The sequence below is a fragment of the Streptomyces rubellus genome (genome assembly GCF_036323805.1).
Classification (GTDB): domain Bacteria; phylum Actinomycetota; class Actinomycetes; order Streptomycetales; family Streptomycetaceae; genus Streptomyces.
Window position 1 is genome coordinate 91425 of record NZ_JAZDCX010000004.1, and the last position, 24831, is coordinate 116255.

24 protein-coding genes and 1 riboswitch are annotated in these 24831 nt (G+C 73.9%); of the genes, 8 read left to right on the forward strand and 16 right to left on the reverse strand.

What is annotated here, in order from left to right; translation table 11 throughout:
* Positions 1-200: 200 nt before the first annotated feature.
* Both V1L54_RS06005 and V1L54_RS06010 read right to left on the reverse strand, forming a co-directional pair.
* Positions 201-557, reverse strand: a complete 357-nt coding sequence (locus V1L54_RS06005; protein WP_330116820.1) for a hypothetical protein — start codon at positions 555-557, stop codon at positions 201-203.
* Positions 558-1050: 493 nt separating this feature from the next.
* Positions 1051-1323 carry a GlsB/YeaQ/YmgE family stress response membrane protein gene (locus V1L54_RS06010; protein ID WP_330116821.1) on the reverse strand — a complete coding sequence of 91 codons (273 nt, stop codon included), beginning with the start codon at positions 1321-1323 and terminating at the stop codon, positions 1051-1053.
* A gap of 312 nt (positions 1324-1635) precedes the next feature.
* Between V1L54_RS06010 and V1L54_RS06015 the strand changes: the two genes are divergently transcribed.
* Complete coding sequence (locus V1L54_RS06015) at positions 1636-2541, forward strand: SGNH/GDSL hydrolase family protein (RefSeq protein WP_330116822.1); 906 nt, start codon at positions 1636-1638, stop codon at positions 2539-2541.
* Positions 2542-2780: 239 nt separating this feature from the next.
* A complete protein-coding gene (locus V1L54_RS06020) occupies positions 2781-3500 on the forward strand; it encodes an adenosylcobinamide amidohydrolase (protein WP_330116823.1) in 720 nt (239 codons plus the stop codon).
* On the opposite strand, the gene V1L54_RS06025 is transcribed toward V1L54_RS06020, so the two are convergent.
* The 3 genes from V1L54_RS06025 to V1L54_RS06035 form a co-directional block, all read right to left on the reverse strand.
* On the reverse strand, positions 3484-4617 hold the full coding sequence (locus V1L54_RS06025; RefSeq protein ID WP_330116824.1) for an alpha/beta hydrolase family protein: 1134 nt from the start codon (positions 4615-4617) through the stop codon (positions 3484-3486). The genes V1L54_RS06020 and V1L54_RS06025 overlap by 17 nt on opposite strands.
* Complete coding sequence (locus V1L54_RS06030; RefSeq protein WP_330116825.1) at positions 4614-5666, reverse strand: hypothetical protein; 1053 nt, start codon at positions 5664-5666, stop codon at positions 4614-4616. Before V1L54_RS06030 ends, V1L54_RS06025 begins: the two co-directional genes overlap by 4 nt.
* 62 nt (positions 5667-5728) lie before the next feature.
* Positions 5729-6880, reverse strand: a complete 1152-nt coding sequence (locus V1L54_RS06035) for a glutamate-cysteine ligase family protein (RefSeq protein WP_330116826.1) — start codon at positions 6878-6880, stop codon at positions 5729-5731.
* Positions 6881-7210: 330 nt separating this feature from the next.
* Here V1L54_RS06035 and V1L54_RS06040 point away from each other — a divergent pair, with 330 nt between their 5' ends.
* Complete coding sequence (locus V1L54_RS06040) at positions 7211-8056, forward strand: alpha/beta hydrolase (RefSeq protein WP_330116827.1); 846 nt, start codon at positions 7211-7213, stop codon at positions 8054-8056.
* Positions 8057-8303: 247 nt separating this feature from the next.
* On the opposite strand, the gene V1L54_RS06045 is transcribed toward V1L54_RS06040, so the two are convergent.
* Positions 8304-9677 (reverse strand): C39 family peptidase, encoded by a 1374-nt coding sequence (locus tag V1L54_RS06045; RefSeq protein WP_330116828.1) that lies wholly within the window; start codon positions 9675-9677, stop codon positions 8304-8306.
* A gap of 164 nt (positions 9678-9841) precedes the next feature.
* Between V1L54_RS06045 and V1L54_RS06050 the strand changes: the two genes are divergently transcribed.
* Positions 9842-10444, forward strand: a complete 603-nt coding sequence (locus V1L54_RS06050; protein ID WP_330116829.1) for a uridine kinase family protein — start codon at positions 9842-9844, stop codon at positions 10442-10444.
* A 450-nt stretch (positions 10445-10894) separates the two neighbouring features.
* Positions 10895-12835: an AAA family ATPase gene (locus V1L54_RS06055; protein WP_330116830.1), complete on the forward strand. Its 1941-nt coding sequence runs from the start codon at positions 10895-10897 to the stop codon at positions 12833-12835.
* A 9-nt stretch (positions 12836-12844) separates the two neighbouring features.
* Here the strand turns inward: V1L54_RS06055 and V1L54_RS06060 are convergent, their stop codons facing one another.
* From V1L54_RS06060 to V1L54_RS06100, 9 genes are all read right to left on the reverse strand, one after another.
* Positions 12845-13318: a PH domain-containing protein gene (locus V1L54_RS06060; protein WP_330116831.1), complete on the reverse strand. Its 474-nt coding sequence runs from the start codon at positions 13316-13318 to the stop codon at positions 12845-12847.
* Between the two features lie 71 nt (positions 13319-13389).
* Positions 13390-14238, reverse strand: a complete 849-nt coding sequence (hisG, locus tag V1L54_RS06065) for an ATP phosphoribosyltransferase (protein WP_330116832.1) — start codon at positions 14236-14238, stop codon at positions 13390-13392.
* 76 nt (positions 14239-14314) lie between these two features.
* The gene (locus V1L54_RS06070) at positions 14315-14587 is read right to left on the reverse strand and encodes a phosphoribosyl-ATP diphosphatase (protein WP_330116833.1); all 273 of its coding nucleotides are present in this window, start codon (positions 14585-14587) and stop codon (positions 14315-14317) included.
* Positions 14588-14599: 12 nt separating this feature from the next.
* Positions 14600-15106: a 6,7-dimethyl-8-ribityllumazine synthase gene (gene ribH / locus V1L54_RS06075; protein WP_330116834.1), complete on the reverse strand. Its 507-nt coding sequence runs from the start codon at positions 15104-15106 to the stop codon at positions 14600-14602.
* Between the two features lie 82 nt (positions 15107-15188).
* Positions 15189-16508, reverse strand: a complete 1320-nt coding sequence (locus V1L54_RS06080) for a bifunctional 3,4-dihydroxy-2-butanone-4-phosphate synthase/GTP cyclohydrolase II (protein ID WP_330116835.1) — start codon at positions 16506-16508, stop codon at positions 15189-15191.
* Complete coding sequence (locus V1L54_RS06085) at positions 16505-17218, reverse strand: nicotinamide mononucleotide transporter family protein (RefSeq protein WP_330116836.1); 714 nt, start codon at positions 17216-17218, stop codon at positions 16505-16507. The genes V1L54_RS06080 and V1L54_RS06085 overlap by 4 nt, the downstream gene beginning before the upstream one ends.
* Positions 17215-17856, reverse strand: a complete 642-nt coding sequence (locus V1L54_RS06090) for a riboflavin synthase (RefSeq protein WP_330116837.1) — start codon at positions 17854-17856, stop codon at positions 17215-17217. The genes V1L54_RS06085 and V1L54_RS06090 overlap by 4 nt, the downstream gene beginning before the upstream one ends.
* Positions 17857-18270 carry a hypothetical protein gene (locus V1L54_RS06095; protein WP_330116838.1) on the reverse strand — a complete coding sequence of 138 codons (414 nt, stop codon included), beginning with the start codon at positions 18268-18270 and terminating at the stop codon, positions 17857-17859.
* Between the two features lie 159 nt (positions 18271-18429).
* Positions 18430-18560: riboswitch (FMN riboswitch) on the reverse strand.
* A 97-nt stretch (positions 18561-18657) separates the two neighbouring features.
* A complete protein-coding gene (locus V1L54_RS06100) occupies positions 18658-19914 on the reverse strand; it encodes an ROK family transcriptional regulator (RefSeq protein ID WP_330116839.1) in 1257 nt (418 codons plus the stop codon).
* A 59-nt stretch (positions 19915-19973) separates the two neighbouring features.
* On the opposite strand from V1L54_RS06100, the gene V1L54_RS06105 reads away from it, so the two are divergent.
* Both V1L54_RS06105 and V1L54_RS06110 read left to right on the forward strand, forming a co-directional pair.
* On the forward strand, positions 19974-21173 hold the full coding sequence (locus V1L54_RS06105; RefSeq protein ID WP_330116840.1) for an MFS transporter: 1200 nt from the start codon (positions 19974-19976) through the stop codon (positions 21171-21173).
* A gap of 212 nt (positions 21174-21385) precedes the next feature.
* The gene (locus tag V1L54_RS06110; protein ID WP_330116841.1) at positions 21386-22555 is read left to right on the forward strand and encodes an MFS transporter; all 1170 of its coding nucleotides are present in this window, start codon (positions 21386-21388) and stop codon (positions 22553-22555) included.
* Here V1L54_RS06110 and V1L54_RS29420 read toward each other — a convergent pair.
* A complete protein-coding gene (locus tag V1L54_RS29420) occupies positions 22552-22998 on the reverse strand; it encodes an allophanate hydrolase-related protein (RefSeq protein ID WP_443076505.1) in 447 nt (148 codons plus the stop codon). The genes V1L54_RS06110 and V1L54_RS29420 overlap by 4 nt on opposite strands.
* Positions 22999-23367: 369 nt before the next feature.
* On the opposite strand from V1L54_RS29420, the gene V1L54_RS06115 reads away from it, so the two are divergent.
* Positions 23368-24801, forward strand: coding sequence for a uracil-xanthine permease family protein (locus V1L54_RS06115; protein ID WP_330116842.1), 1434 nt, complete (start codon positions 23368-23370; stop codon positions 24799-24801).
* Positions 24802-24831 lie beyond the last annotated feature (30 nt).

The following is a 24831-nucleotide window of genomic DNA, read 5'->3' on the forward strand; positions in this document are numbered from 1 at the left end:
ACGCCGGAAGCAGAGAACGGGTGGCGGCCGGACGCGGCCGGGGAGCTCCGACGGCTCCCCTGCCTCCCGGCGAACGCTCAGCTTCCGTCCGGCAGGGGACGGCCCCGCTCCCCGTGCGGCACCGGGCGGCCGGTGCGCGCGTCCAGGACGGCACGGGTCCCCGACCGGCCGGTCCAGCCTCACCGTCACCGCGTCGTAGGTCAGGTCGGCGGTGCAGGCTCCCCCTGCCCACCTCGGACGGACGCCGACAGCACCACGCCGCTGTCCGTCTCCAGCGCCTCCACGGCGACTCCGTCGTCACAGGTGCCGTGACCGACCACGACGGTGACGGACCGGTCCTCCCGGTCCTCCCGGTCCGCGCGGACCAGCCGGTCGATCGGGTTCAGTCGCCCGGCGGACGGCTTCCCGGCCGGACCGGTGGCGTCAACCGTGTCGCCCTTCCGGACGCCACCGCCGGCGGCCCCGTTCGTCACCGCAGCCGGTGACGGCACCGGCTGCGGTGACGAACGGGCCGACGCGGCGAACAGATGGACGGTACGGGCGGTCTTCGTACGCATGGTTCCCCCCGGGAGACTGCGCGACGACGGCGGACGACTGCTGTGCCGCCCCTGTGCCGCACCGGCCCGGAAGCGGGTTCCGCCGGGCCGCCGGACACCACCGGCGCAGCGGGGAACTCACCAATCCCCACCGGCCCGGTAATCCACCGCGTACGAACCCCTGAATCCCACGACACCGGTAAGCGGAATTCCGCCCCTCCCTTCCCCTTTCCTGCCGCCCGCTGTCCGTTTTCTCCGCCCGCCGTCCACGAACCGGGGCGCCCGTTCCGTTCCCCCGCCGAGAACACCGGGCGGTTTTCCGTACTGTGGCACAAACGGCCCCCGGTGGTCCGCTCGGTGAAGCGGACCACCGGGGGCGGTGGGACCTGTGCCGTGCGCGGGACGGGCCTGCGGCGGCGTTCCGCGGACGCCGGTGGCGGTAACGCCGACGGTCGTCCGGCTGCCGCGAGGTCAGGCCCGCCTGCCGGGCAGCACCGCGTGCCCGGGCTCCGGGTCAGGCGTGGACGCGGCTGCGTCCGGTCACCGCGCGGTAGACGGCGAGGACGATGACCGAGCCGATGACGGCGGCGATCCAGGTGGACAGCTCGAAGAATCCGTCGATCGAGTCGACGCCGAAAATCACCTTGCCGAGGAAACCGCCGAGAAGACCACCGACGATACCGAGCAGCGTGGTGACGATGAGACCGCCGGGATCCTTGCCCGGCATGATCGCCTTTGCGATCAGTCCGGCGAGCAGACCTATCAGAATCCACGCGATGATGCCCATTTTCGGTTCCCTTCTGTCGTCTTCACAGGACCGCCTTGCCATGATCGGAAGATCCAAACCGAGGAATTCTCAGGGCTCTTGAAAACCCGTCCGGAACAGCGGCTTCCGCCCGGCGGAGGGAGCCGGGCGCCGTACGGACGGGCGGGACCCGGCAGGCAGCCGGCCCGGGCACCGGGACGCGCCGGCCCGCCGACCGAGCCGCGTCCGGCGGCACTTCGGCCCGGGGACCGTGGAACGCGCGGGCCTCTGAAGTGATCTTCTCGGCCGGGCGCTCGCGCCCCACGCAACCGACCACTCTGCGACGGAGACGACATGACCCGTTCCAAGCGCCGCGTGACGGCGACCAGACGCACCGCCGCCACGGCCGCGGTGCTCGCCGCCTCTGCGTCCCTGCTCTCCGCCGGGGCCCTCCCGGCCACCGCCGCGGACTCCCCCGTCCAGTACGTCGCCCTGGGCGACTCCTACGCCTCCGGCCCGGGCATCACCCCCAAGGCGGACGAGGCATGCAAACGCTCCCGGTCCAACTACCCGGCCATCGCCGCCTCCGCCCTCGAACACATCGCCGGCCCGGACGTCGAGTTCAAGGACGTCAGCTGCAGCGGCGCCACCACCCGGGACCTGTGGAACACGCAGAGCACCGCGTCCGCCCCGCAGCTCGACGCCCTGACCGGGGAGACCGACCTGGTCAGCGTCACCATCGGCGGCAACGACCTCGGCTTCACCCGCGTCCTGCAGCAGTGCGTCATCGCCGGACTGGGCGACCGCGCGGGCAGCCCCTGCCGCGACCAGCTCACCAGCGGAGGCACCGACCGGCTGGAGACGGGCATCGCCACCCTGCGGGACCGCATCGGCTCGATGCTCACCGACATCGACCGGCGCAGCCCCGGCGCCCGTGTCGCCCTGGTCGGCTACCCCGCGCTGTTCCCCGCCGAGGGCGACAGCTGCGACCCCTCCACCGTGCCCCTGGCCAAGGGCGACGTGGCCTACCTGGACGCCACCACCAGGAAGCTCAACACCATGCTCGCCGAGGAGGCCCGCGAGGCCGGGGCCGTCTACGTCGACGCCTACAAGGTGTCGGAGGGACACGACATGTGCCGGCCGCAGGACAAGCGGTGGTACGAGCCCCTGATGCCGGTCAACGACCTGTCCGCGCACCCCAACGTCCTGGGGCACTTCTTCGTCGCCCTGCACACCGCCGAGGCGCTGCGGCAGCCGTGAGGCAGCGGTGAGACGGGCGTACCCGCCCGGACCCGCCGCGCCACCGGCCGCCGTCCCGGCGTGAACCACGGCGGTGCGTCCCGCTCCCGGTCCCCCGGTACGGGACGCACCGTCAACGGCACCGGGAGCGCCGGGAAGCCGACCGCGCCCCGGCGCCGTGCGCTCCCCCCGGCCCCGCCCGCGGGCCGGGACGACGGGGCGGCGGCAGGTCCCCTCCGGACCGTGACTAGAGTGCGGCAATGCCGCTCACCCTCTCCGGTCTGTCCGATCTGGGCGACCTCCCGCTGCTGTCGCGCACCGAGCCCGGCGGCGACTGGCCCCTGCTGCTGTGGGTCCCCGGGGGAGGCCGCCGCATGGTCTCCAGCGCCCTGCTGGGCGGCGGCCTCGGCGAACGCGGCTGGGTGCTCAACGCGCAGGTGCCGCCCGGCTACCGGCGGCTGGACCCCGCGGCGCACCTGGCCGGACTGGCCGCCCGTGCCGGAGTGTCGGGCCCCGGGGTCGGGTTGATGACGGCCGCCCCGGTCCGCGACCGCTGCTGGGCCTCGGACGAGGGGGTGGAGGCCCTGGTGACCGCCGGAATCGGGGTGCGCGGCTGGGCCGCCGACCCGGCGCCCGCGCACACCGGGGCGCCGCCCGCCGGAACGATCAACATCGTGGTGTCCGTCCCCGTCCCGCTCTCCGACGCCGCACTGGTCAACGCCGTCGCCACCGCGACCGAGGCCAAGGTGCAGGCCCTGCGGGACGCCGGGATCGACGCCTCCGGCACCCCCACCGACGCCGTGTGCGTCGCCGCCCCGCACCCGCGTCCCGGCCGGGCGGCCGAACCGTTCGCGGGGCCCCGCTCCCGGTGGGGAGCCCGTATCGCCCGCGCGGTGCACCGCGGCACCCTCCGGGCGTGCGAACGCGCGCTCCGCCACACCGCGGACGGCCGGAGGCCGCCGGTCAGCGGCGGCGGGTGAGAGCGTCGACCTCCCGCTTGAGGAAGGTCTCCCGGCACAGCTCGAAGTGGTCGACACGTCTCAGGTCGAAGACCTTGCGGATGCCCCGCTGCCGGGCGAGTGCCACGACCTCGTTGAAGTGCTGCTCGAAATGAGTGGAGAAGAAGACCCGCGTGGTGCCGCAGACCGCCTGCAGCCGCTCGAAGCGGTGGAAGAACCGGTCGTACTGCCCCTCGGGCTCCCAGTACTCCCACAGGTCCGCCGCGTAGCGCTGCACCTGGCGGAGATCTTTTCCGCTGATCTTGTGCAGGTACTCGCAGATGTTCTGGAACTCGACCGGCGAACGGGGGATGTTGGCGATCCGTTTGAGTTCGGCGAGCGGTTCCTCGGGGTTCAGCTGGGCCACGCTGTGAGTGATGATCATCGTGGAGTGGTTGATGTTGGGGTCGAGCAGCAGCACCGAGCAGATACGCGGCCTGCGGTCCGGATGGTCGGTCCACAGCTCGGCCAGCCGGAACAGCATGTCCGCGCCCACCGAGAATCCCACGAGGGTTATCCGTTTGCGCGGGTACTGGCGGCTGACGCGACTGATCGCCCAGCTGATCAGCTCGGCGTGGGTGGCGAGTCCGACGGCGCGATAGCGGTTGTCCCTGGCATCGTCGACATTGTGTCCGAACGCGGTGAGACCCACCGTGTGCTGGGAGGCCACGTTCATGAACGAGCGGAACTCCCCGGCGTCGAGCCCGAGGCCGGGCAGCAGGATCACCAGGTGCGACGATGCGGTACGGCGCTCGATGTACCGCAGTTCGCGGCCGATGACCGCGTGGTCGGACGGCAGGTCCTCGAAGTCGTCGGCGTGGATGTCGAAGGAACGCTCCACCGTCTCCCGCTGTAGCTCCCGGCGGCGCTCCAGTAGGCCACGGGTCCACCACGCGGCGGAGAAGACGGCCACGGCGGCCAGGACGACCAGGGTGCCGCCAGCCACCACATGGGTCCAGGTCCACGCGATCATCCGGCGGGCCTCGTCGCTGTAGACCCCGATGAGGATCCCGGCCAGGCCGCCGGCCCCGGCGAACACGGCCCGGTACCGGTGGGCGAAGGCCGCGAATCCTCCGCTGTCGGGGTCGAAGAGTGTCACGGGTTCGGGTCCGCTCCCGTCAGTTCGGCGAATCCGGGGCCGAGCGTCACCCGGCCGAGGAAGTGGGCGTCGGAGACATCGGCGATGTGCAGCGCGGTGGTGCTGCCGGCCCGGTAGCCACGGACGCACGCTCCCATCCGGCGCAGTTCGTGGCCGGGCTCCATGCTGAGGAGGAGACCGGGCCGGCCGAGCCCCGCGGTGATCGCGGCGATGACCCTCTCCCTGGTCGCCTCGTCGTACTGGTAGAGCACGAAGTTGCAGGTGGCCACGGTGATCCGGTGGGTACGGAGAAACTCCGTCAGCGCGGCCGGGTCGAGGATGTCAAGAGGCAGCAGTTCCAGCTCCGCCGCCTCCGCGGCGGTCTGCTCCAGCGACCAGACGACCTCGGCGAAGCGCTCGGTGTAGTACCGCGAGGGCCCATGGCAGCCGCGCACCCACTCCAGAGTGGGCAGCGGAGGCACGTCGACACCAGTGCGCGCGGTCAGCGGGACGGGCCGGAAGGGCGGCGTGTACGGGAACCACGCCAGGTCGGGCGCGAACCGATCGAACACCGTGCGGTTGTTCAGCTGCCGGGGCAGCAGCCCGATCCCGGTACCGAGGTCGGCCAGCCGTACCGCTTCGACACGCCGGTGTTCGGCCCAGGCGCCGATGACCAACTGGGGCACCAGGAAACGGCGGGCGCCGGTGAAGGAGTTGGAGTGCTCGGTGACGATGCCGGTGATCTCGTCGCGGTGCCGCTCCAGAGTCCTCTCCAGTACTCGGACACGGTCACCGGCGGCCAGTTCCGGCCGGAAGACCCGGGCCGCCTCGGCGTCATGTGCCGCCACGGTGCGCAGGGCGATGCCCAGCAGGGTGATCAGATGTGCGTCACTGATCGCGGGACGGACACGCCAGGCGGCTGCCAGCACGGTGTCGAGGGAGGCCGCGGAAGCACGGCCGGCCAGCCGGCCCAGTGACTCGTGGACTACCGACCAGCCGTGATTGCCCTGCTGGTGCCGCTGCATGTCGGTCAGCGCCCGCAGCAGCGTCTCCTTGCGAACGGTCGTCATCCGTGTGCCCCTCTCACTGGGCTGGTTCGGCTCGTACGGCTCACCGGCCGGGACACCGGGGATCAGGCGGCGGGCACCACCCCCGCGGGACGGGAGTCGGCGGGCGACAGTCCACGCATGGTGTAGGTGTCCGCGTAGCGCTCGACGGCCTCGCACACCCACGACGGGACGTCCAGCCTGGCCAGCCCGGTCAGCGCGATTCCCATGACAGCGCGGGCCACCAGGGCGAGCGCGGGGTCGGACAGTCCCGCCCCGGCCGCACGCAGCCAGTCGGCACGGCAGGACGACGTGGCAGACGGCCCCAGGAGCCGCCAGGCGGTGTCCGACGCCTCCTCCTCGTCCAGCAGGGCGGCCACCACCGCCGGCGGCACCGCCCAGTGGTCGTCGCTCTGCGCGTCGATCATGCGCAACTCCAGGTGCCCGCACGCACGGACCGGTGCCACCAGGGACTTGAGATGGTGCAGGACGTCGGAGGGGTGGATCGGGCGCGGTTCACCCGCCCGCAGCCAGTGCCGCAGAGTGAGCGCGCGGCTCGGAACCGTCCAGGCATCACCCTCCGGGGAGCGGATGCCCACCACTGCGCTGTCCAGGGCGTACTCGGCCCACAGGACCCGGGGATCACCGGCCGGCGGCAGCGGGCCGCTGCGCGCCGGGTCGGTGCGCAGCCGCAGCACCTGACGGCCCGACCGTACGAAAGCGCCCCGTACGGTCGCCGGGGAGTTGGCGAACATCGCCATCAGTACGGGACCGAGCGCGTTGGCGAGGGCCCAACGGCGGGCACGGCCGCGCCATCCCCGCGAACCGTCCCCCGCGTCGACGTTGACCTGCACGGAAGCCGTACCGCACAGCAGCGTCCGGCCGAAGTCCCCGGCGCGCCGGTAGTAGTGGTCGAGCGCCAGATACCGCGGGAGGGCGACCCGCAGCCGCGGGGGACGGTCGTCGAGACCGGCACCCCGCAGCACCAGTCCGCGTCCGGCGGCCAGTTCGCGCAGTACCGCGAGATCCTCGGCCGCGTCCCGGACGCAGTCGCCCAGTGAATCAGCCGGGCGGGTGCTCAGCTCCAGCTGACCCCCCGGTTCGAGCGAGACCGTGCCACCGGCCGGCAGCCGCGGGCCGGCCCCGCGCTCCAGCTCCGCCGCGAAGCCCGTCAGATCCTCCCCGGCACACCGGTCGGCGGCCGCCCCGTCCGTGTGGACCAGCCATTCCAGCTCCACACCTACTCTTCCGGCCCGCTCCCGCGAGAAAGCGTGCGAGATGATCAGTTCTCTTGCCTCCGCCTCACCCAAGGAGCCGTTCAATGAGCGCTCTCCCCCCAACCGGAAATAACCGACGACCTGAATGGCGGTTTCTCGGTTTACCAATACCCTGACCGGATGGCTATCATCAATTAGGCCAAAGGTCTGTGGTGTTGTCCAGTGGGCCCGATCGCGCGCAGCGTCGTCCCCCGGCCCGGGTCGCTGTGTTGATTCTGGCACATGCCACCGGGGCATTGGTCTAGAGTCACTGGCGCATCCGCCGTACGCATCCGTCAAAGGAATACTCTGATGGCCCCAGTCATGTGCCACGATCACACGGTCGTCGAACGAAGGTCGAACGATCTGAGTTACCTGGAGCGAAAGGCCGACACCGACACGCTGACGGTCTTCTTCCACGGGCTGGGGCTCGACGCCACGGATTACCTCCACCACCTGGAACACCACGACGGTCACGGTGTCGCGCTGAACCTCCGCGGCTACGAACCGGACGGGACGAGGGGACTGCCACCGGTGGGACTGGCCTCCCACATCAGGATGGCCGCCGCCTTCGTGGAGACGCTGAGCGGGGAGAACGCCGGCAAGAGGATCATCCTGGTGGGGTTCTCGCTCGGTGCCGACCTCGTCCTGCAACTGGCGGAGCACTGGCAGGGGCCGAAGGCCGCCGCACCGCCGGTCACCGCGGCCGTGCTGCTCGATCCCAATGTCAACCAGTCGACGATGACCATCTCACGGATCTTCGCCGAAGCGGACCCGCGAAATCCGGTACCGGCCTTCAAGAGACTGATCGGCCTGGCACCGGACAAGGAGACCTTCCGGTCGCTCTGCCACTACCTGACGAAAGTCACACCGAAGGATTTCGGACAGCTGTCCCAGTTGTCCCGCGATACGCTCTCCTACTGGGAGCCGACCGGGTATGACCAGTTCGGCACCCGTCTGAACAGAGTCGCCCAGCTGGCCGACCGGGTGCGCCTTGTCCTGTCCGCTTCCTATGAAGAACACCTTCCGGCCATGAACACCGCACTACAGCGGCACGAGGGCCGCGACAGGATTTCGGCAAGAATCACAAAACTCGATCATTTCGAACTGATCAATGAGGAGACCCTGTCATACGAACTGCGCTCCCTCACCGGGTGAGGCGATATCCGGCAGGGCCTTACGGAGCCGCGTTCCCGAACCGGAACGAGGTGGCCCGGGAGCGGGCTCCGGCCCGCCGGGTCGCGGTCCACGGCTTCGACGGCAGCGGCGGCACCCGGTTCCCCCCCCCCCCCCCCCGGCCGGCCCGGGCTTGAGCACGGTCACGTAGTCCATGTCGCCCCGGGCCCTCAGCCGCTCGTGGAGGGACCCGTACACCACGAAGCAGGTGAACGGGTGGCTCAGGAGGTCAGCGGATGCCGAGCGATCGCAGAACGCGGTGCTGACTCGGTGCCGGCTTTGCCGGGAAGATGAGGTAGCAGACGCCGCCCGTACCGCTTCTGACCTGGCCGTTCGCGTCGTAGCGCTTGGTGCGCAGCCAGATGTTCTCGAACTGGCGGCGCCGGTAGACCCGGCGGACGGCCGCGTTGCTGTCGGCCGCCGGGTCGTTGGCGATGACGTCGCCGTCCGCCGTGAAGCCGATGACGGTCATCAGATGGCCCGCCGTGCCGTAGCCCGCGCCGTCGAGTTCGGCGGCCAGGAAGGACTGGGAGGTGATCAGCGGGATGCCCGCGCGGATCAGGCGCTCGGCGTCGGTGAGGGAGTCCAGGCGGGTGACGAGGCCCTGCATGCCGCGGTACGTGGCCGCGTAGGCGGTGTTGAACGGCCAGTTGCCGCAGCCGGCGTACTGGTGGTCGTAGGTGAAGCGGGCGGCGTGGCAGACCTGGGGGTCGGAGTAGCCGGGCCGTACCCAGGCCAGGTCCTCGGCGGTGGGCCCGCGCCCCCAGTACTCGACGATCATCTGGGTGGAGGTGGGGCTGCACCAGGCCTCGCCGCCGTTGTCGTACTCGGGGTACCGGCCGATGTGGACGTTCTGCGAGTAGCGGGGGACGTCCAGTTCGACGCCCGTGGCCACGCCCGGCGCGGAGGCCGGGACCTCGAAGCGGCCGGGGACGTCGGATCCCATGGCGCCCAGGCGCCAGACGGTGGGGGCGGCGGCGCTGCCCGGGGCGCGGTGGAGGGTGACGCGCAGCCGGTAGGAGGCCAGCCGCGGGCCGGCGGAGGTGTCGTCGATCGCGAGGGTGTCGGTCCAGACGCTGGAGACGCCGTCGCGCTGCCCGTCCACGGAGGCACGGCGGACGTCGGTGTCGCCGGAGGCCCAGACGCCCATGGTGTACCAGGGGGTGTCGGTGCCGTCGGTGTAGGTGCCGCGCAGCTCGATCCGGATCCAGGTGCCGGCGGGGGTCTGCGCGTTCCAGGAGGGGACCAGTTCGCTCGCGGGCACCGGCAGGGTGTGCGCCGGGGAGGTCCACACGGCGTACTCCCAGGAGGCGGTGCGGCCGGTGTGGGAGTCGGTGTGGTCGGTGGTGCCCACGGGGGCGGCGAGCGTGAGGCCGGGGCGCGGACCGGCCACCGGCCGGGTGCCCTCCCCGGTGCCGGTGCGCCAGTCGGGGAGGGAGGTCCAGGCACGGTAGTCCACGGTGGAGCCGCCGGACGGGTGGGCGGGGCGGGCTCCGGACGGCACGGCGGCGGACGAGGCGGTGGCCAGGGGGGCCGCGGTCGCCGCCGTGACGAGGGCGGCGGCGAGCACGGTGCGGCGCGTGGCGGGTCTGCTGGCGGTCATGGCGGCGGGCCCCCGGTCCTTCGGCGGTCGGTGTGTGCGCGTGGTCGGCGCGCGTTCACAATCCTGCCGCCGCCGCGGGGCCCGGGCCAGCGACAGGGCCCGGACGGAGTGGTCCGTCACCGGTCCCGGCCACCCGGGTGGGCGGGCGGCCGTACGCTGTCGGGGTGAGACCCGGCTCCGGTGCCCTGGGCACTCCCGCCGTTCTGGCCCGGCGGCTGCGCGCACTGCCGCCGTCGTGCGGCCCGGTGCGGCTGGTAGCGGTGGACGGGCACGCCGGATCCGGCAAGAGCACGTTCGCCGGGCACCTGGCCGGAGAGCTGGGCGGGGCGCCGGTGCTCCATCTGGACGACCTGGCCAGTCACGGCGCCCTCTTCGAGTGGACCGACCGGGTCCTGGAGCAGGTCCTCGCACCGTTCTCGCGCGGGGAGCCGGCCCGCCACCGGGTGTACGACTGGGAGCGCCGGATGTTCGCCGGGGAGCGTGTCCTGCCGCCCGCGCCCGTGGTGCTGGTGGAAGGGGTGGGCGCGGGGCGCCGGGCCCTGCGCCCCCACCTGTCCCGCCTGCTGTGGATGGAGCTGCCGCCCGGGGAGTCCTGGGCACGTGGACGGCGCCGGGACGGGCCCGCGCTGGCGGGGTTCTGGGACGGCTGGGAGCGCGCGGAGCTGCGGCACTTCGCCGCCGATCCCTCCCGCCCGTACGCCGATCACCTGGTGCGGCAGCGGCCCGGCGGATTCGAACTGCTGCCGGGGCCGCGGGGCCGGATGTGAAAGCCTCCGCGTCGGCACGCACCGTGACGACCCGTCAGCCGTACGCACTGCCGCCATGCCCACGGGCGTGTTCCGCCCCACCGGCTTGACCGGCGCCCCACCCAGGTTCTACGTTCTCCCTGAACGGCCTGGAAGGGTCGTTCACTACACGAAGCCCCCGGTTGTTCCCCCGTGATCGGGGGCTTCGTTCTGCCCGCACACCTCCGACGTCCCGTCACCCAGGGTGATGACATCGACACGCGGGACGCCTCCCCCCCGTCCGGCCTCCCCCGCTGGCCTGCCCATACGCCGTCTACGACCGGCCCCGCGCCCCGGGTACCATGCCAAATGCCGCGGCTGTCCGGGGACTTCTCCGGATGCCCGCGGCAACTCCCGTCCGTGGCGGACCAGTTGAGCACCACCGCCGCCGGGCGATCCGACCGCCCGGCACAGACCATCGGGGGATGTTTCGTGGGGGACGTGATGGACTACGGCACGCAGGACACCCGGGGTGGTCCGCAGGCCCCTGCCGACCTGGCCTGGCTGCGCGGCGTCGACGCGTACACCATGGGGGGCTACGTCCACGCCGAGGAGGAGTTCCGTACCGCCGTGCGGCTCGACCCCGGCATGGCCGACGCCTGGCTGGGCCTGCACGCCCTGCGCGTGGACACCGCCACCGCCCTGCTGCGCATGTACGAGCACCGCGACCGCTTCGGCGAGCAGCGCAACCGCCACGGACAGCCGCTGAACTCCTGGTACTGGCTGGGCTGGTGGGTGCAGCCGGTGCTGGAGAGCGGACGCGACCTGCTGCTGGCGCACGCCTCGCACTGGCTGGACGGCCGGCATGTCGCCGAGCTGGACCGGGCCCTGGCCGAGTGCCCGCCGGTGGAGACCGATTCCCAGGTGCGCTTCCTGCACGCCTGCCGCGCCTACCTCGCCAAGGACTGGGAGCTGCTGGTGCGGCACACCGATCCGCTGGTGGACGATCCGCTGCTGGGCGTCGAGGCGAGCCTGTTCGCGGGCATGGCCCGGGTGCGGCTGGAGATGTACGGCCAGGCCGAGCCGCTGCTGGCCGCCGCCCTGATGCGCTGCCGCAGTGAGCAGCCGCAGCGCAAGGAACTGCGCTACTGGCTGGCCCGGGCCCGGGAGGGCACCGGGCGCAGCGCGGCGGCGCTGCCGCTGTACCGGGCGGTGTACCGGGTGGATCCGGCGTTCATGGACACCTCCGCCCGGCTGACCGCCATCGCCGAGAGCGACGGACTCGGCGACGGGCTGGGCGACGCGCCGGGACCGGTCACCACCGTGGCGGTCGCGGACGGCGGCCCGGACCTCACGGGCCCTCCGGCCGGCACCGGAGTGCTCACCGGCGGCGCGGAGGGCGCCACCCCGGCCGGCGACGGCCCGCGGCCCGGCGCCGCGCCGGTGCCGCCGGTGCCGGTGACGGCCGACGGCGTACGGGAGCGGTCGGCGGGCCCCGCCGGCCGGCGGGCGCCCGGGCGGTTCCCCACCGGACCGGCCGATCAGGAGCTGCTGGCCCACGCGATGGAGGAGCTGGAGCGCATGGTCGGCCTGGAGCCGGTCAAGCGGCAGGTGCGGGCGCTGTCCGCGCAGCTGCACATGGCACGGCTCCGCACCGAGCAGGGGCTGCCGGTCCAGCCGCCCAAGCGGCACTTCGTCTTCTCCGGGCCCTCGGGGACGGGGAAGACGACCGTCGCCCGGATCCTCGGGAGGGTGTTCTACGCACTGGGCCTGCTGGGCGGCGACCACCTGGTGGAGGCCCAGCGGGCCGATCTGGTGGGCGAGTTCCTGGGCCAGACGGCGGTGAAGGCGAACGAGCTGATCGACTCGGCGCTGGGCGGAGTGCTGTTCGTGGACGAGGCGTACAGCCTGTCCAACACCGGCTACGGCAAGGGCGACGCGTACGGCGACGAGGCGCTCCAGGTGCTGCTCAAGCGCGCCGAGGACAACCGGGACCGGCTGGTGGTGATCCTGGCGGGCTATCCGGAGGGCATGGACCGGCTGCTGGCCGTCAACCCCGGCCTCGGCTCCCGCTTCACCACCCGGGTGGACTTCCCCAGCTACCGCCCGCTGGAGCTGACCGCCATCGGCGAGGTACTGGCGGCCGAGAACGGCGACCGGTGGGACGAGGAGGCCCTGGAGGAGCTGCGCAGCATCAGCGGTCACGTGGTGGACCAGGGCTGGATCGACGAGCTGGGCAACGGCCGCTTCCTGCGCACGCTGTACGAGAAGTCCTGCGCCTACCGCGACCTGCGGCTGGCCGCCTGCCCGGGCCCGCCCTCCCGGGAGGAGCTGGCGACGCTGCGGCTGCCGGACCTCATGCAGGCGTACGGCGAGGTGCTGTCCGGCCGGGGTCCGGCCGGACCCCGGCACGAGCCCCCGCCGTTCGGCTGACGGCCGGCCTCAGCCGTCCGTCCGGCCCGTGCCGTGGTGCTCGGCCAGCGCGCGCAGTGCCTTCGCGTCCCGGACGGCCTGCGCCCTGGCGACACCGGGCTGGATGCCCATGGCGGGCAGGGTGGTGCCGTCGGAGAGGTCGAGGAGGACCCAGGGATCGCCGGGCCGGAGGTTCACCCGGATGATCTCCGCCCATTCCAGGTGACGGACGGTGGTGAGGTTGACGACCGTGACCCCGCCGGTGTCCGCGACCACCTTCGGGCGGGCGAGCAGGAGGAGGACCGCGAAGAAAAGCAGACCGGTGAGGACGAAGCTCGCCCGCTCCCCGGCCCCGGCCGCCTCCAGCAGGAACGCGATCGCGGTCAGGGTGGCCAGGATCGCGACGCCGACCGTCAGCAGGACGATCCGGGTGCGGGTGGGCCGGAAGACCACCGGCAGCCCGGGTACGGGGTCGGTGCCGGATTCGGGGGCGGGGACGGACACGGGGCGGCTCTCCGTCGGGGGAAGCGTCGGGCAGGGGAGGCAGGCGGGGCACCGGGGCCCGGAGCCGGGGCTCAGAGCCGGCAGGCGTGGATGCCGGTGGTCAGGATCGCCCGGGCGCCCAGGTCGTACAGATCGTCCATGATCCGCTGGGCGTCCCTGGCGGGGACCATGGAGCGCACCGCGACCCAGCCCTCGTGGTGCAGCGGCGAGATGGTGGGCGACTCCAGGCCGGGGGTGAGGGCCACGGCCTGCTCGACCTTCTCGGCGCGGATGTCGTAGTCCATCATCACGTAGCGCCGGGCCACCAGGACGCCCTGCATACGGCGGAGGAACTGCCGCACCTTGGGGTCGTCGGCCGGTGCGCCGGTGCGCCGGACGACGACGGCCTCGGACTCCAGGATCGGCTCGCCGATGATCTCCAGCCCGGCGTTGCGCAGGGTGGTGCCGGTCTCCACGACATCGGCGATGATCTCGGCGACGCCCAGCTGGATGGCGGTCTCGACGGCGCCGTCGAGGCGGACGACGGAGGCGTCCACCCCGTTGTCGGCCAGGTGCTTGGCGACCAGGCCGGGGAAGGAGGTGGCGATGGTCATGCCGCCGAACTCGCCGACCTCCCGCGCGGTGCCGGGGCGGGTGGCGTAGCGGAAGGTGGAGGCGGCGAAGCCGAGCTGGAGGATCTCCTCGGCGGCGGCACCGGAGTCCAGCAGCAGGTCGCGGCCGGTGATGCCGATGTCGAGCTTTCCGGAGCCCACGTAGACGGCGATGTCGCGGGGACGCAGGAAGAAGAACTCGACCTCGTTGTCGCCGTCCACCAGGACCAGTTCGCGGCGGTCCTTGCGCTGTTTGTAGCCCGCCTCATGGAGCATCGCCGACGCAGGCTCGGACAGTGAACCCTTGTTGGGGACGGCGATGCGCAGCATGGGTCGGTCTTCCTTCGCGTTCTCGTGGGACCGCCGGCTGCCGGCCGGCGGGCTGGGGGCGCCGGGCGCGCCCCCGCTAGAGGTGAGCGTATACGTCGTCCAGGCCGATCCCCCGCGCGACCATCATCACCTGGAGGTGGTACAGCAGTTGGGAGATCTCCTCCGCGGTGCGGTCGGGGCCCTCGTGCTCGGCGGCCATCCACACCTCGGCGGCCTCCTCGACGACCTTCTTGCCGATGGTGTGGACACCGGCGGCCACCAGCTCGGCGGTGCGGGAGGTGGCGGGGTCGCCGGTGGCGGCCTTGCGCTGGAGCTCGCCGAACAGCTCCTCGAATGTCTTGTTCGCCATGGTGCCCCTACCCTAGCCGCCGGCCGCCCCCGCCCGGCGCCAGGGCTCGGCCACGGTGCGCAGGACCGCGGCCGTCGCCACGGCGGCGGTGGCCGCCTCGTGCCCCTTGTCCTCGGCCGAGCCGGGCAGCCCCGCGCGGTCCAGGGCCTGCTCCTCGGTGTCGCAGGTCAGCACGCCGAAGCCGACGGGCACCCCGGTCTCGACGGACACCTGGGTGAGGCCGGTGGTGACACCCTGGCAGACGTAGTCGAAGTGCGGGGTCCCGCCGCGGACGACGACGCCGAGGGCGACGACCGCGTCGTAGCCGCGCGCGGCCAGCACCTTGGCGGCGACGGGCAGCTCGAAGCTGCCCGGGACGCGCAGCACGGTGGGTTCGTCGATGCCCACCTCGCCCAGCGCGCGCCGGGCGCCGTCGAGCAGGCCGTCCATCACCCGCTCGTGCCACTGCGCGGCGATCACGGCCACGCGCAGGTCCTTGCAGTTCCTGACGGTCAGTTCGGGTGCGCCCTTGCCGCTCACGTTGCTCCTCGTGCGGTGCGTCACGGATATGGGGTGTGGATGGGGACGGGGGTGGGGTTGCGGGGGTGCGGGGGCGGGCGGCTCACTGGCTGCCGCAGACGGGGACCCGCCCGTCGTCCAGCCAGGGCAGGTCGTGCCCCATCCGGTCCCGCTTGGTGCGCAGGTAGCGCAGGTTGTGCTCGCCGGCCTGGACGGGCATCGGCTCGCGGCCGGTGACGCGCAGCCCGTGGCGGGTGAGGGCGGCGGTCTTGTCGGGGTTGTTGGTCATCAGCCGCAGGGAGCGTACTCCGAGGTCGGTCAGCATCTGGGCGGCGGCCGCGTAGTCGCGGGCGTCGGCGGGCAGGCCCAGCTCCAGGTTGGCGTCGAGGGTGTCGCGGCCCGCCTCCTGCAGCTGGTAGGCCCGCAGCTTGGACAGCAGGCCGATGCCCCGCCCCTCGTGGCCGCGCAGGTAGACGACCACACCGCGGCCCTCGGCGGCCACCCGGCGCAGGGAGTCCTGAAGCTGCGGGCCGCAGTCGCAGCGCCGGGAGCCGAAGACGTCCCCGGTCAGGCACTCGGAGTGCACCCGGACCAGGACGTCCTCGCCGCCGTCGACGTCCCCGGCGACCAGCGCGATGTGCTCCACCCCGTCGGTGGTGGAACGGTAGCCGTGGGCGCGGAAGTCGCCGTGGGCGGTGGGCAGGGCGGTGACGGCCTCGCGGCGGACGGTGGGCTCGGCCGAGCGGCGGTAGGCGGCCAGGTCCTCGATGGAGATGATCGACAGGCCGTGCTTGCGGGCGAAGGGCACCAGCTCCGGCAGGCGCAGCATGGTGCCGTCCTCGGCGGCGATCTCCACGATGGCGGCGGCGGGGCGCAGCCCGGCGAGCCGGGCGAGGTCCACCCCGGCCTCGGTGTGGCCGGGGCGCTCCAGCACCCCGCCGGGGCGGGCGCGCAGCGGGAAGACATGGCCGGGGCGCACGAAGTCGTCCGCGGTGGCGGCGGGGTCGGCGAGCAGCCGGATGGTGGTGGCCCGGTCGGCGGCGGAGATGCCGGTGGTCACGCCGTGCGCGCCGGAGGCGTCCACGGAGACGGTGAAGGCGGTACCCATCGACTCGGTGTTGCGCCGGACCATCTGCGGCAGCTCCAGCCGGTCCGGCTCGCCGGCCTCCAGCGGGACGCAGATCAGGCCGCGGCACTCACTCATCATGAAGGCCACGGTCTCGGGGGTGATCAGCTCGGCGGCGGCGATCAGATCGCCCTCGTTCTCGCGGTCGGCGTCGTCGACCACCACCACGGGACGGCCGGCGGCGATGTCGGCGACGGCCCGCTCGACGGGGTCCAGCAGGAGCTCCGCTTCGTCGCCCCCCACCGCCCCGGTGCCGAGGGGGGCGGGGTGCGGGTGCCAGGTGTGCAGGCTGGTCATGCCGTGGCTCCTTCCAGAGCGGGGTCGCTCGTCCTCCCGGTGCGGGAGCGCAGCCACCAGTCGCGCAGGCCCCACAGGACGAGGACGAAGTAGATGACGTAGACCAGGCCGGAGAAGGCCAGACCACTGCTGAAGGCGAGCGGGACGCCGACCAGGTCCACCAGCAGCCAGGCGAACCAGAACTCCACCAGTCCGCGGGCCTGGGCGACCATCGCGGCCAGGGTGCCGGTGAAGATGTACGCGTCGGGCCAGGGGTTCCAGGACAGTTCGGGGACGAGGACGAACAGTGAGCCGACGGCGGCGGTGCCGGCGGCCGTGCCGCCCAGCAGCCACAGGCGTTCGCGCCAGGTGGCGAAGCGCACGGCGATCCGGCCGTCGGTCTCCGTGCCGGTGCTCCCGGCCGCGCTGTCCGGACTGCCGTCCGGGGCGCCGCCGGACCGGCGCCACTGGTACCAGCCCCACACCGCGACGCCGATGACCAGCAGTTGCTTGCCGACACCGCCGGAGAGCTGGGCGGAGGCGTAGGCGGCCACGAGGATGAGCCCGGCCAGCAGCTGGGCGGGCCAGGTCCAGATGGACCGGCGCCAGCCGAGCGCCAGGGCGAGCAGCCCCATGAGGTTGCCGACCATGTCGGACCACGGCACCTGCTGCCCGAAGGCCGTGAAGGCGGTGCCGTTGAGGGTGCCGTCGAGCCAGTCCACGGCGCTCACCGCACGGCTCCGGCGGACAGGTCCGGCCCGGCGGCGGACGCGGGGACGGCGCCGCGGGCGAGCAGCCGCTCGACGTACTTGGCCAGGACGTCGACCTCCAGGTTGACCGGGTCGCCGGGCTTCTTCACGCCCAGGGTGGTCGTGGCCAGGGTGGTGGGGATGAGACTGACGGTGAAGTCCTCCTCCCCCGCCTCGACGACGGTCAGGCTGACGCCGTCCACCGTGATCGACCCCTTCTCGACCACGTACCGCGTCAGCCGTTCCGGGAGCGAGATCCTGACGATCTCCCAGTTGTCGCCGGGGACGCGCCCGGTGATGGTGCCGGTGCCGTCCACATGTCCCTGGACGAGGTGTCCGCCCAGCCGGCCGCCGAGCGCCATGGGGCGCTCCAGGTTGACCCGGTCACCGGCGGCGAGCGCGCCGAGGCCGGAACGCTCCAGCGTCTCGGCCATGACATCGGCGGTGAACTCGCCGTCGGAGGTGTCCACGACGGTCAGGCAGACGCCGTTGACGGCGATCGAGTCGCCGTGCTTCGCGCCCTCGGTGACGACCGGGCCGCGCAGCCGGAAGCGGGCGGCATCGGCCAGTTCCTCGACGGCGACGACCTCGCCCAGTTCTTCGACGATTCCGGTGAACACTCAGGTCTCCTCGGGGACGGCGGATACGGGTGCGGGCCCGGCGGGTACGGGCCCGGCGGGTACGGCGTCGGCGGGTGGCCCGGGGCGCTCGGGGCGCCCGGTGCCGGTGGCCGTCAGGCGCAACGCGCCGGCGACGGCGGCGATTCCGGCGGCGCCCGGCCCGGCGGGCCCGGTGCCGAACGGGACGGGGGCACGGCAGGCGGTGACCCGGTCCACGGCACCGGCGGCGACGGGGACCCCGGCCGGGGCGCGTCCGCCGGCCGGCCGCACGGTGGCGGAACCGGGCAGGCCGACGGCCCCGACGCCGGCGTCGGGGGCGGTGGCGCCGAGGGCGTGGGACGCGAGGGTGACGGCACGGCGCACGGCATCGTGTTCGCGCTTCCGCGCGATGAGCGCTGCGGCTGCGGTGGCCACCGGGTCCTCCTGCCTCTTCGGGCACGGACTCCGGGGCGGTACGGAATGACCGGACGGCTCCGCGGGTGGGCGGAACGCCGGTGCCGGGGTGTCCCGCGCGACCCGGGGGTGCGCGCGGAGCTTCCGCCGACGGCGGCGTACCGGCCGCTCCACGGCCCGCCGCGCACTGCCTCCCATCCGGACTTTAACCGTCGGTCCAGGAGTTTCACCTGGTCAACCGGCCGCTGGCAGCGGCCGGGTCGCGGACTGTAACCGCCGGTTCGGACTTTCACCGACCCCGGAGTGCGCTTGACGTTGGTACGGCACCAGTGTGCCATGCCCCGTACGGGCGGCGCGGGCGGGAACGTATGCGCTGGCTCACAGTGCCCGCCCGGCCACCCGCGGCGGTCAGGTCCGGCGGGCGGGCTCGAACAGGTCGGCGCGCGCCGCGTCCAGGGCCGTGACCAGACCTCCGCCGAGCACCGGGCTGCCCTCGACCGTGCCGCACAGCACCTCGGTGGCCAGCGGGGACATCGCGGCCAGCCGGTCTGCCACCCGGGCCGCGAGCGCCTCTCCCCCGGCCCGGCCCACCTCACCGCCGAGCACCACGCAGCCGGGGTCGAGCACCGAGGTGACCGCGGCGGCGCCCACCGCGATCCGTTCGGCCAGCGCGCCCAGGAACGCCTCCCCGCCGCTGCCCGCCGCGCCCGCCGTCGCCGCCCGTACCACCGTCTCCGCGGCGCGGGCGCCGTCCGCGGGATCGTACGGCGGGGTGTCAAGGCCGTGCGCGCGGGCCAGTTCGCACACCGCCGCACTGCCGGCCAGGGAGTGGAAGCCCCCGTCGCAGACGGTGGCCGACGGCGGCCAGCCGGCGCCGGGCACCGGCAGGAAGCCGATCTCGCCCGTGCCGCCGGAGGCGCCGCGGCGCAGCGCGCCGTCCAGGACGACGGCGGCGCCCACGCTGTGTCCCAGCCAGAGAAGGACGAAGGTGTCGCGGCCGCGCGCCGCGCCGAGCCGGTGCTCGGCGATGCCCGCCAGGTTCACCTCGTTCTCCAGCAGCACCGGTACGCCCAGCCCGTCCCGGAGGGCGGCCGGGACGCGGGCGTGCCAGGCGGGCAGGGCGGTGCTGCGGCCGAGGGCGCCGGTGGCCGGGTCGATCATGCCGGGGGCGCCGACGGCGATCGTGTGCGGTGCGGCGGCGCCGCTGTCGCGCAGCGCCTGCCGCAGCGCGGCCACCGTCCGGGCCACCGGGTCCGCACCGTCCCCTTCGCCCTGGCCCGCCTCACCGCCCTGGCCGGTCTCACCGGTCTCGCCGCCGTCCAGGGCCAGGACGGTCTGGCGGACGGTGTTCCCGGCGAGGTCGGCCAGGGCGAAGGAGACGGTGCCGGTGCGGACGTCGACGGCCGCGACATGGGCGCGGTCGGCGACCAGGCCGTACAGCCGCGCGTTGGGGCCCCGGCGGGTCTCGCCCGCCTCCCCGACGACCCGGACCAGTCCGTCGTCGGCCAGCCGTTGCAGCAGGTCGGCGACGCTGGGCCGGGACAGGCCGGTCAGCTCCTTGAGCCGGGCGGCCGTCAGAGGACCGTGCGCCACCAGCAGCTCCAGCGCGATCCGGTCGTTGATGGCCCGGGCCGTACGGGGCGATGCGGTGCGCGCGGAAGTCATGGCGGAATCCTCGCAGATACGCTATTTCTATCAGGCAGGCTGCCTGATAGTTTACGGGCATGCCGATCTCCTCGACACGCCGCGCCCGGCGCTCGACCGCCGCGGTGTTCACCCTGCACGGCGCGGTCGCCGGCGGCTTCGCCACCCGCATCCCCTGGATCCGGGAGCAACTCGACCTCAGCGCCGGGCAGTTGGGGCTCGCCCTGGCCTTCCCCGCCATCGGCGCCTCACTCGCCATGCCGCTGGCCGGGCGCGTCGTGCACCGGCTGGGCACCCGGGCCGCCACCCGCGTCCTGCTCGTCCTGTGGTGCGCCGCGCTCGCCCTGCCCGCCCTGGCCCCTCATCCGGTGGTGCTGTGCGCCGCGCTGTTCGTCTTCGGCGCCACCGCCGGGATGGCGGACGTGGCGATGAACGCCCAGGGCGTGGAGGTGGAGCGGCGCTACGGACGCTCGATCATGTCCGGGCTGCACGGGATGTGGAGCGTCGGCGCCCTGCTCGGCTCGGCGGTGGGGGTGGGCGCGGTCCACCTCGGTCTGGACGCCCGGATCCACCTGGGCCTGGCCGCCGCCGTCCTGGCCGCCGCCGCGCCCGCGGCCTGCCGCGGACTGCTGGACGTGCGCCCGGCACCGGACGAGGAGGCGCCGCCGCGCTTCGCGCTGCCGCCGCGTTCGGCGCTGCTCATCGGGGTGGTGGGCATGTGCGCGGTGGTCGCCGAGGGTGCCTCCATGGACTGGTCCGGCATCTACCTCCGGGAGGTCACCGGGGCCTCGGCGACGGTCGCCGCCGCCAGTTTCACCGCGTTCGCCTGCACCATGGCCGCCGCCCGGCTGGCCGGGGACGCCGTCGTACGCCGCCTCGGACCGGTGCGCACCGTACGGACCAGCGGAGTGCTGGCCACCGCCGGCGGGCTCCTGGTGGTCGCCGCCCCCGGCCCGGTGGCGGGCGTCACCGGCTTCGCGCTGCTGGGCATCGGGATCGCCGTGGTGGTACCGCTGTGCTTCGCCGCGGCCGGACACAGCGGCCCGGCTCCCGGCCAGGCCATCGCCGGGGTCGCCACCATCACCTACACCACCGGGCTGATAGCCCCGACCCTCATCGGCACCGTCGCCGAGCTCGCGTCGCTGCGCGCGGCGTTCGGTCTGGTCACCGCGGGCACGGTCGTTCTCGTCCTGGCCGCCGGGGTCCTGGGTGCCCCGGGCCGCGGCGGGGTCGTCGCCCGCGGCGGCACGGAGGTACGGGCGGAACTGCGGAAGGACTGAGGACGGCCGCCGCCCGGGCGGGACCGCCCCGGGCAGTACGGCACAGCACCGAACCACCGGACACAACGGGCCCGGGGAGACCCGGAGACAAGGGGACGGGTGTGCGCGCACACGACGGCACCGGCGGCCGGAGCCGGGCCGGGGACCGGACGGCCCCCCGAAAGGAACCCCGGACGGACCGCCGGGCGGAGACAGCGCGCGCACGGCGCGCCGTGGCCGTGGTCTTCACCGTCCACGGCGCGGTCGCCGGCGGCTTCGCCACCCGCATCCCCTGGATCCGGGACCAGCTGGAACTGGGCACCGGCCCGCTCGGCGTGGCCCTGGTCTTCGCCACGGTCGGAGCCGCCGCCTCGATGCCCCTGGCCGCACGGCTGGCCCACCGGCACGGGCCGCGCGCCGCGCTGCGGCTGCTGATCGTCCTGTGCTGCGCCGGGCTCGCCCTGCCCGCCGCGGCGCCCGGGCCGGTCTGGCTGTGCGGCGCGCTCCTGCTGTACGGGGCGGGGCTGGGCATCTCGGACGTGGCGATGAACGCCCAGGCGGTGCAGGTCGAGGAGCGCATGGGCCGGTCGGTGATGTCCGGGCTGCACGGGATGTGGAGCGTCGGCACGCTGCTCGGCGGCGGGGTGGGGGCGCTCGCCGCGCACTTCGCGGTGGACGCCCGGGTCCATCTCACCCTGACCGTCCCGGTGCTGGCGGTGATCGGCGCGGTCGCGGCCGGCCGGACGCCGGACGTGCGGGCCGAGCCGGGCATCGAGGCACCGCCGCACTTCGCGCTGCCCGGCCGCGGAGTGCTGGCCGTGGGGCTGATCGGCTTCTTCGCGGTCTTCGCCGAGGGCGCCTCGATGGACTGGGCCGGGATCTACCTGCGGGACGTCACGGACGCCTCACCGGGCCTGGCGGCCGGCGCGTACACGGCGTTCGCCTGCACCATGGCCGTCGCCCGGCTGTCCGGGGACGCCGTCGTACGCCGCCTCGGACCGGTGCGCACCGTACGGACCAGCGGAGTGCTGGCCACCGCCGGCGGGCTCCTGGTGGTCGCCGCGCGCGAACCGGCGGCGGCGGTGACGGGCTTCGCGCTGATCGGCGTCGGGATCGCGGTGGTGGTGCCGCTGTGCTTCGCGGCGGCGGGCCGCACCGCGTCCGGCGCGCCGGGGCAGGCCATCGCGGGAGTGGCGACCCTGGCGTACGCCTCGGGGCTGGCGGCGCCGGCGGCGGTCGGCTGGATCGCCGAGTTCACCTCCCTGCCGGTCTCCTTCGCCCTGATCACCGTGCTGCTGTGCGGGCTGGTGCCGGGAGCGGGGGTGCTGCGGGCCGACCCTCCGGGCTCGGCGCCGAAGGCGGCGCCGGGCCCGGCCGGGCAGCCGTCCGCCCCCGGTCCCTAGTGCCGCGTCAGCCGAGGTTCGCCCCGCTCGCCGCCCCGGCACGCACTCCCCCGGCCACCGCCGGGAGGTGCCCCACGCTGCGCCGGCCGGAAGCCCGGGCAGGGCCAACTACTTGCGGCTTCCGGCCGCCTCGATCGCGTCCCCTCGGCCCCGGGGGCCTGGGGATGCCCCACCCCTCGGCCCCGGGGACCCGGGGATGCCCCACCCCTCGGCCCCGGGGACCCGGGGACGCCCCAGCACCAGGACGCCTCGCCACCGGGCAAACCCTGACTGACGCGGCACGACCAGAGCCGGTCCCCCGGGGGCGCCCGGATCCGCGCCGGCCGCCAGCCGCGCCAGCCACCGTGGACGGTGATGTCCGGCGCGCCGGCCAGGGCGAGGGGTTCGCACAGGAAGCCCGGCACCCGCTCGCCGTCGGCCAGTTCCACCGGCCCGACCGTCATCGGCGACGAAGGCGCCCTCGTACAGCAGCCGGGCGGCGGCCAGGAACGGTTCGGGGTCCGTCTCCACCAGGTCGGCGCCCGCCCGGCGCAGGTGCTCGGCGGTGGCGGCGAACGCCGCCGCCCAGCCGGGTGCCAGTGGACCCAGCAGTCCCACGGGCGGCGCCCCGATCCGGGGCGGCCGGTCCGTGGCGGGACCGGGCGGGCCGGGCGGGGGCGTGCGGGACAGCGGGTCCGCCTCGTCCGGGCCGGCCATGGTCCGGGCGGCGAGTTGAGCACCCCCGGGGTGCCCGGACGCCTCCTCTAACATGTGGACCGATCGATTCCGCTCGCACACCTGAGCGCTTCCCCGCATGAAACGGAGCACCGGCCATGGGCCTCGGTCTGCGCTGGACCCTGCACGGCGACGGGCGCACGCCCGCGCCCGGCGCCGTCGTACGGCCCGACGAGCGGCTGTCGTGGCCGCGGACGGCGGGGCTGGGCGCCCAGCATGTGGTGGCGATGTTCGGCGCCACCTTCGTCGCTCCGGTGCTCATGGGCCTGGACCCGAACCTGGCGATCATGATGTCCGGCGTCGCCACCATGGTCTTCCTGCTGATGACGCGCGGCCGGGTGCCCAGCTATCTGGGCTCCAGCCTGTCCTTCGTCGGAGTCGCCGCGGCCATCCGGGCGTCGGGCGGCGACAGCGCGACGATCACCGGGGCGCTGCTGGTCGTCGGCGCGGTCCTGGCGGCGGCCGGCTTCGTGGTGCGGCGGTTCGGGGCCCGGGTCATCCACGCCGTGATGCCGCCGGTGGTCACCGGCGCGGTGGTGATGCTGATCGGCTTCAACCTGGCCCCGGTGACCGCCTCCACGTACTGGCCGCAGGACCAGTGGACGGCGCTGCTGACCATGCTCTTCACCGGGCTGGCCGTGGTGGCGCTGCGCGGCTTCTGGTCCCGGGTCGCGATCTTCCTGGGGCTGGTCTTCGGTTACGCCGTCTCCTGGCTGCTGGACCGCCTCTTCGGGAGGATCCACTCCCCGGCGGGCGGCGGGGAGGCGGTCGACCACTGGCGGCTGGACCTGTCGGCGGTGGGCGAGGCGGACTGGATCGGGCTGCCCGCCCTGCACGCCCCCGCGTTCCAGTGGTCGGCGATCCTGGTGGCGCTGCCGGTGGTGATCGCGCTGATCGCCGAGAACGCCGGCCATGTGAAGGCCGTCGGCGAGATGACCGGCGACCCGCTGGACGACGAGCTGGGCACCGCGATCGGCGCCGACGGCGCGGCCACCGTGCTGTCCACGGCGGTCGGCGGCCCGGCGACCACCACGTACTCCGAGAACATCGGCGTGATGGCCGCGACCCGCGTCTACTCCACCGCCGCCTACTGGGCCGCCGCCTGCTTCGCGGTGCTGTTCGGACTGTGCCCCAAGTTCGGCGCGGTGATCGCCGCGATCCCCGGCGGCGTGCTCGGCGGGATCACCGTGATCCTCTACGGCATGATCGGCCTGCTGGGGGCGCAGATCTGGCTGGCGGGCAACGTGGACCTGCGCAATCCGCTGAACCTGGTGCCGGTCGCGGCGGGCGTCATCATCGGCGTCGGCGGGGTCACCCTGGAGATCACCGACAGCTTCGAACTGAACGGCATCGCGCTGGGCACCCTCGTGGTCCTCACCGGCTACCACGCGCTGCGGGCACTGGCCCCGGCGCATCTGCGCGAGCAGGAGCCGCTGCTGGACGAGGGCACCTCCTCCTACGACGCCGCCGTCACCGACGGGGACGGCGGCGGCGGGGACGGCGGCGCGGGGAAGGACGCCGCGAAGCACTAGCGGTGGCGGCGCGTCGGAGCGCCGGTGGCG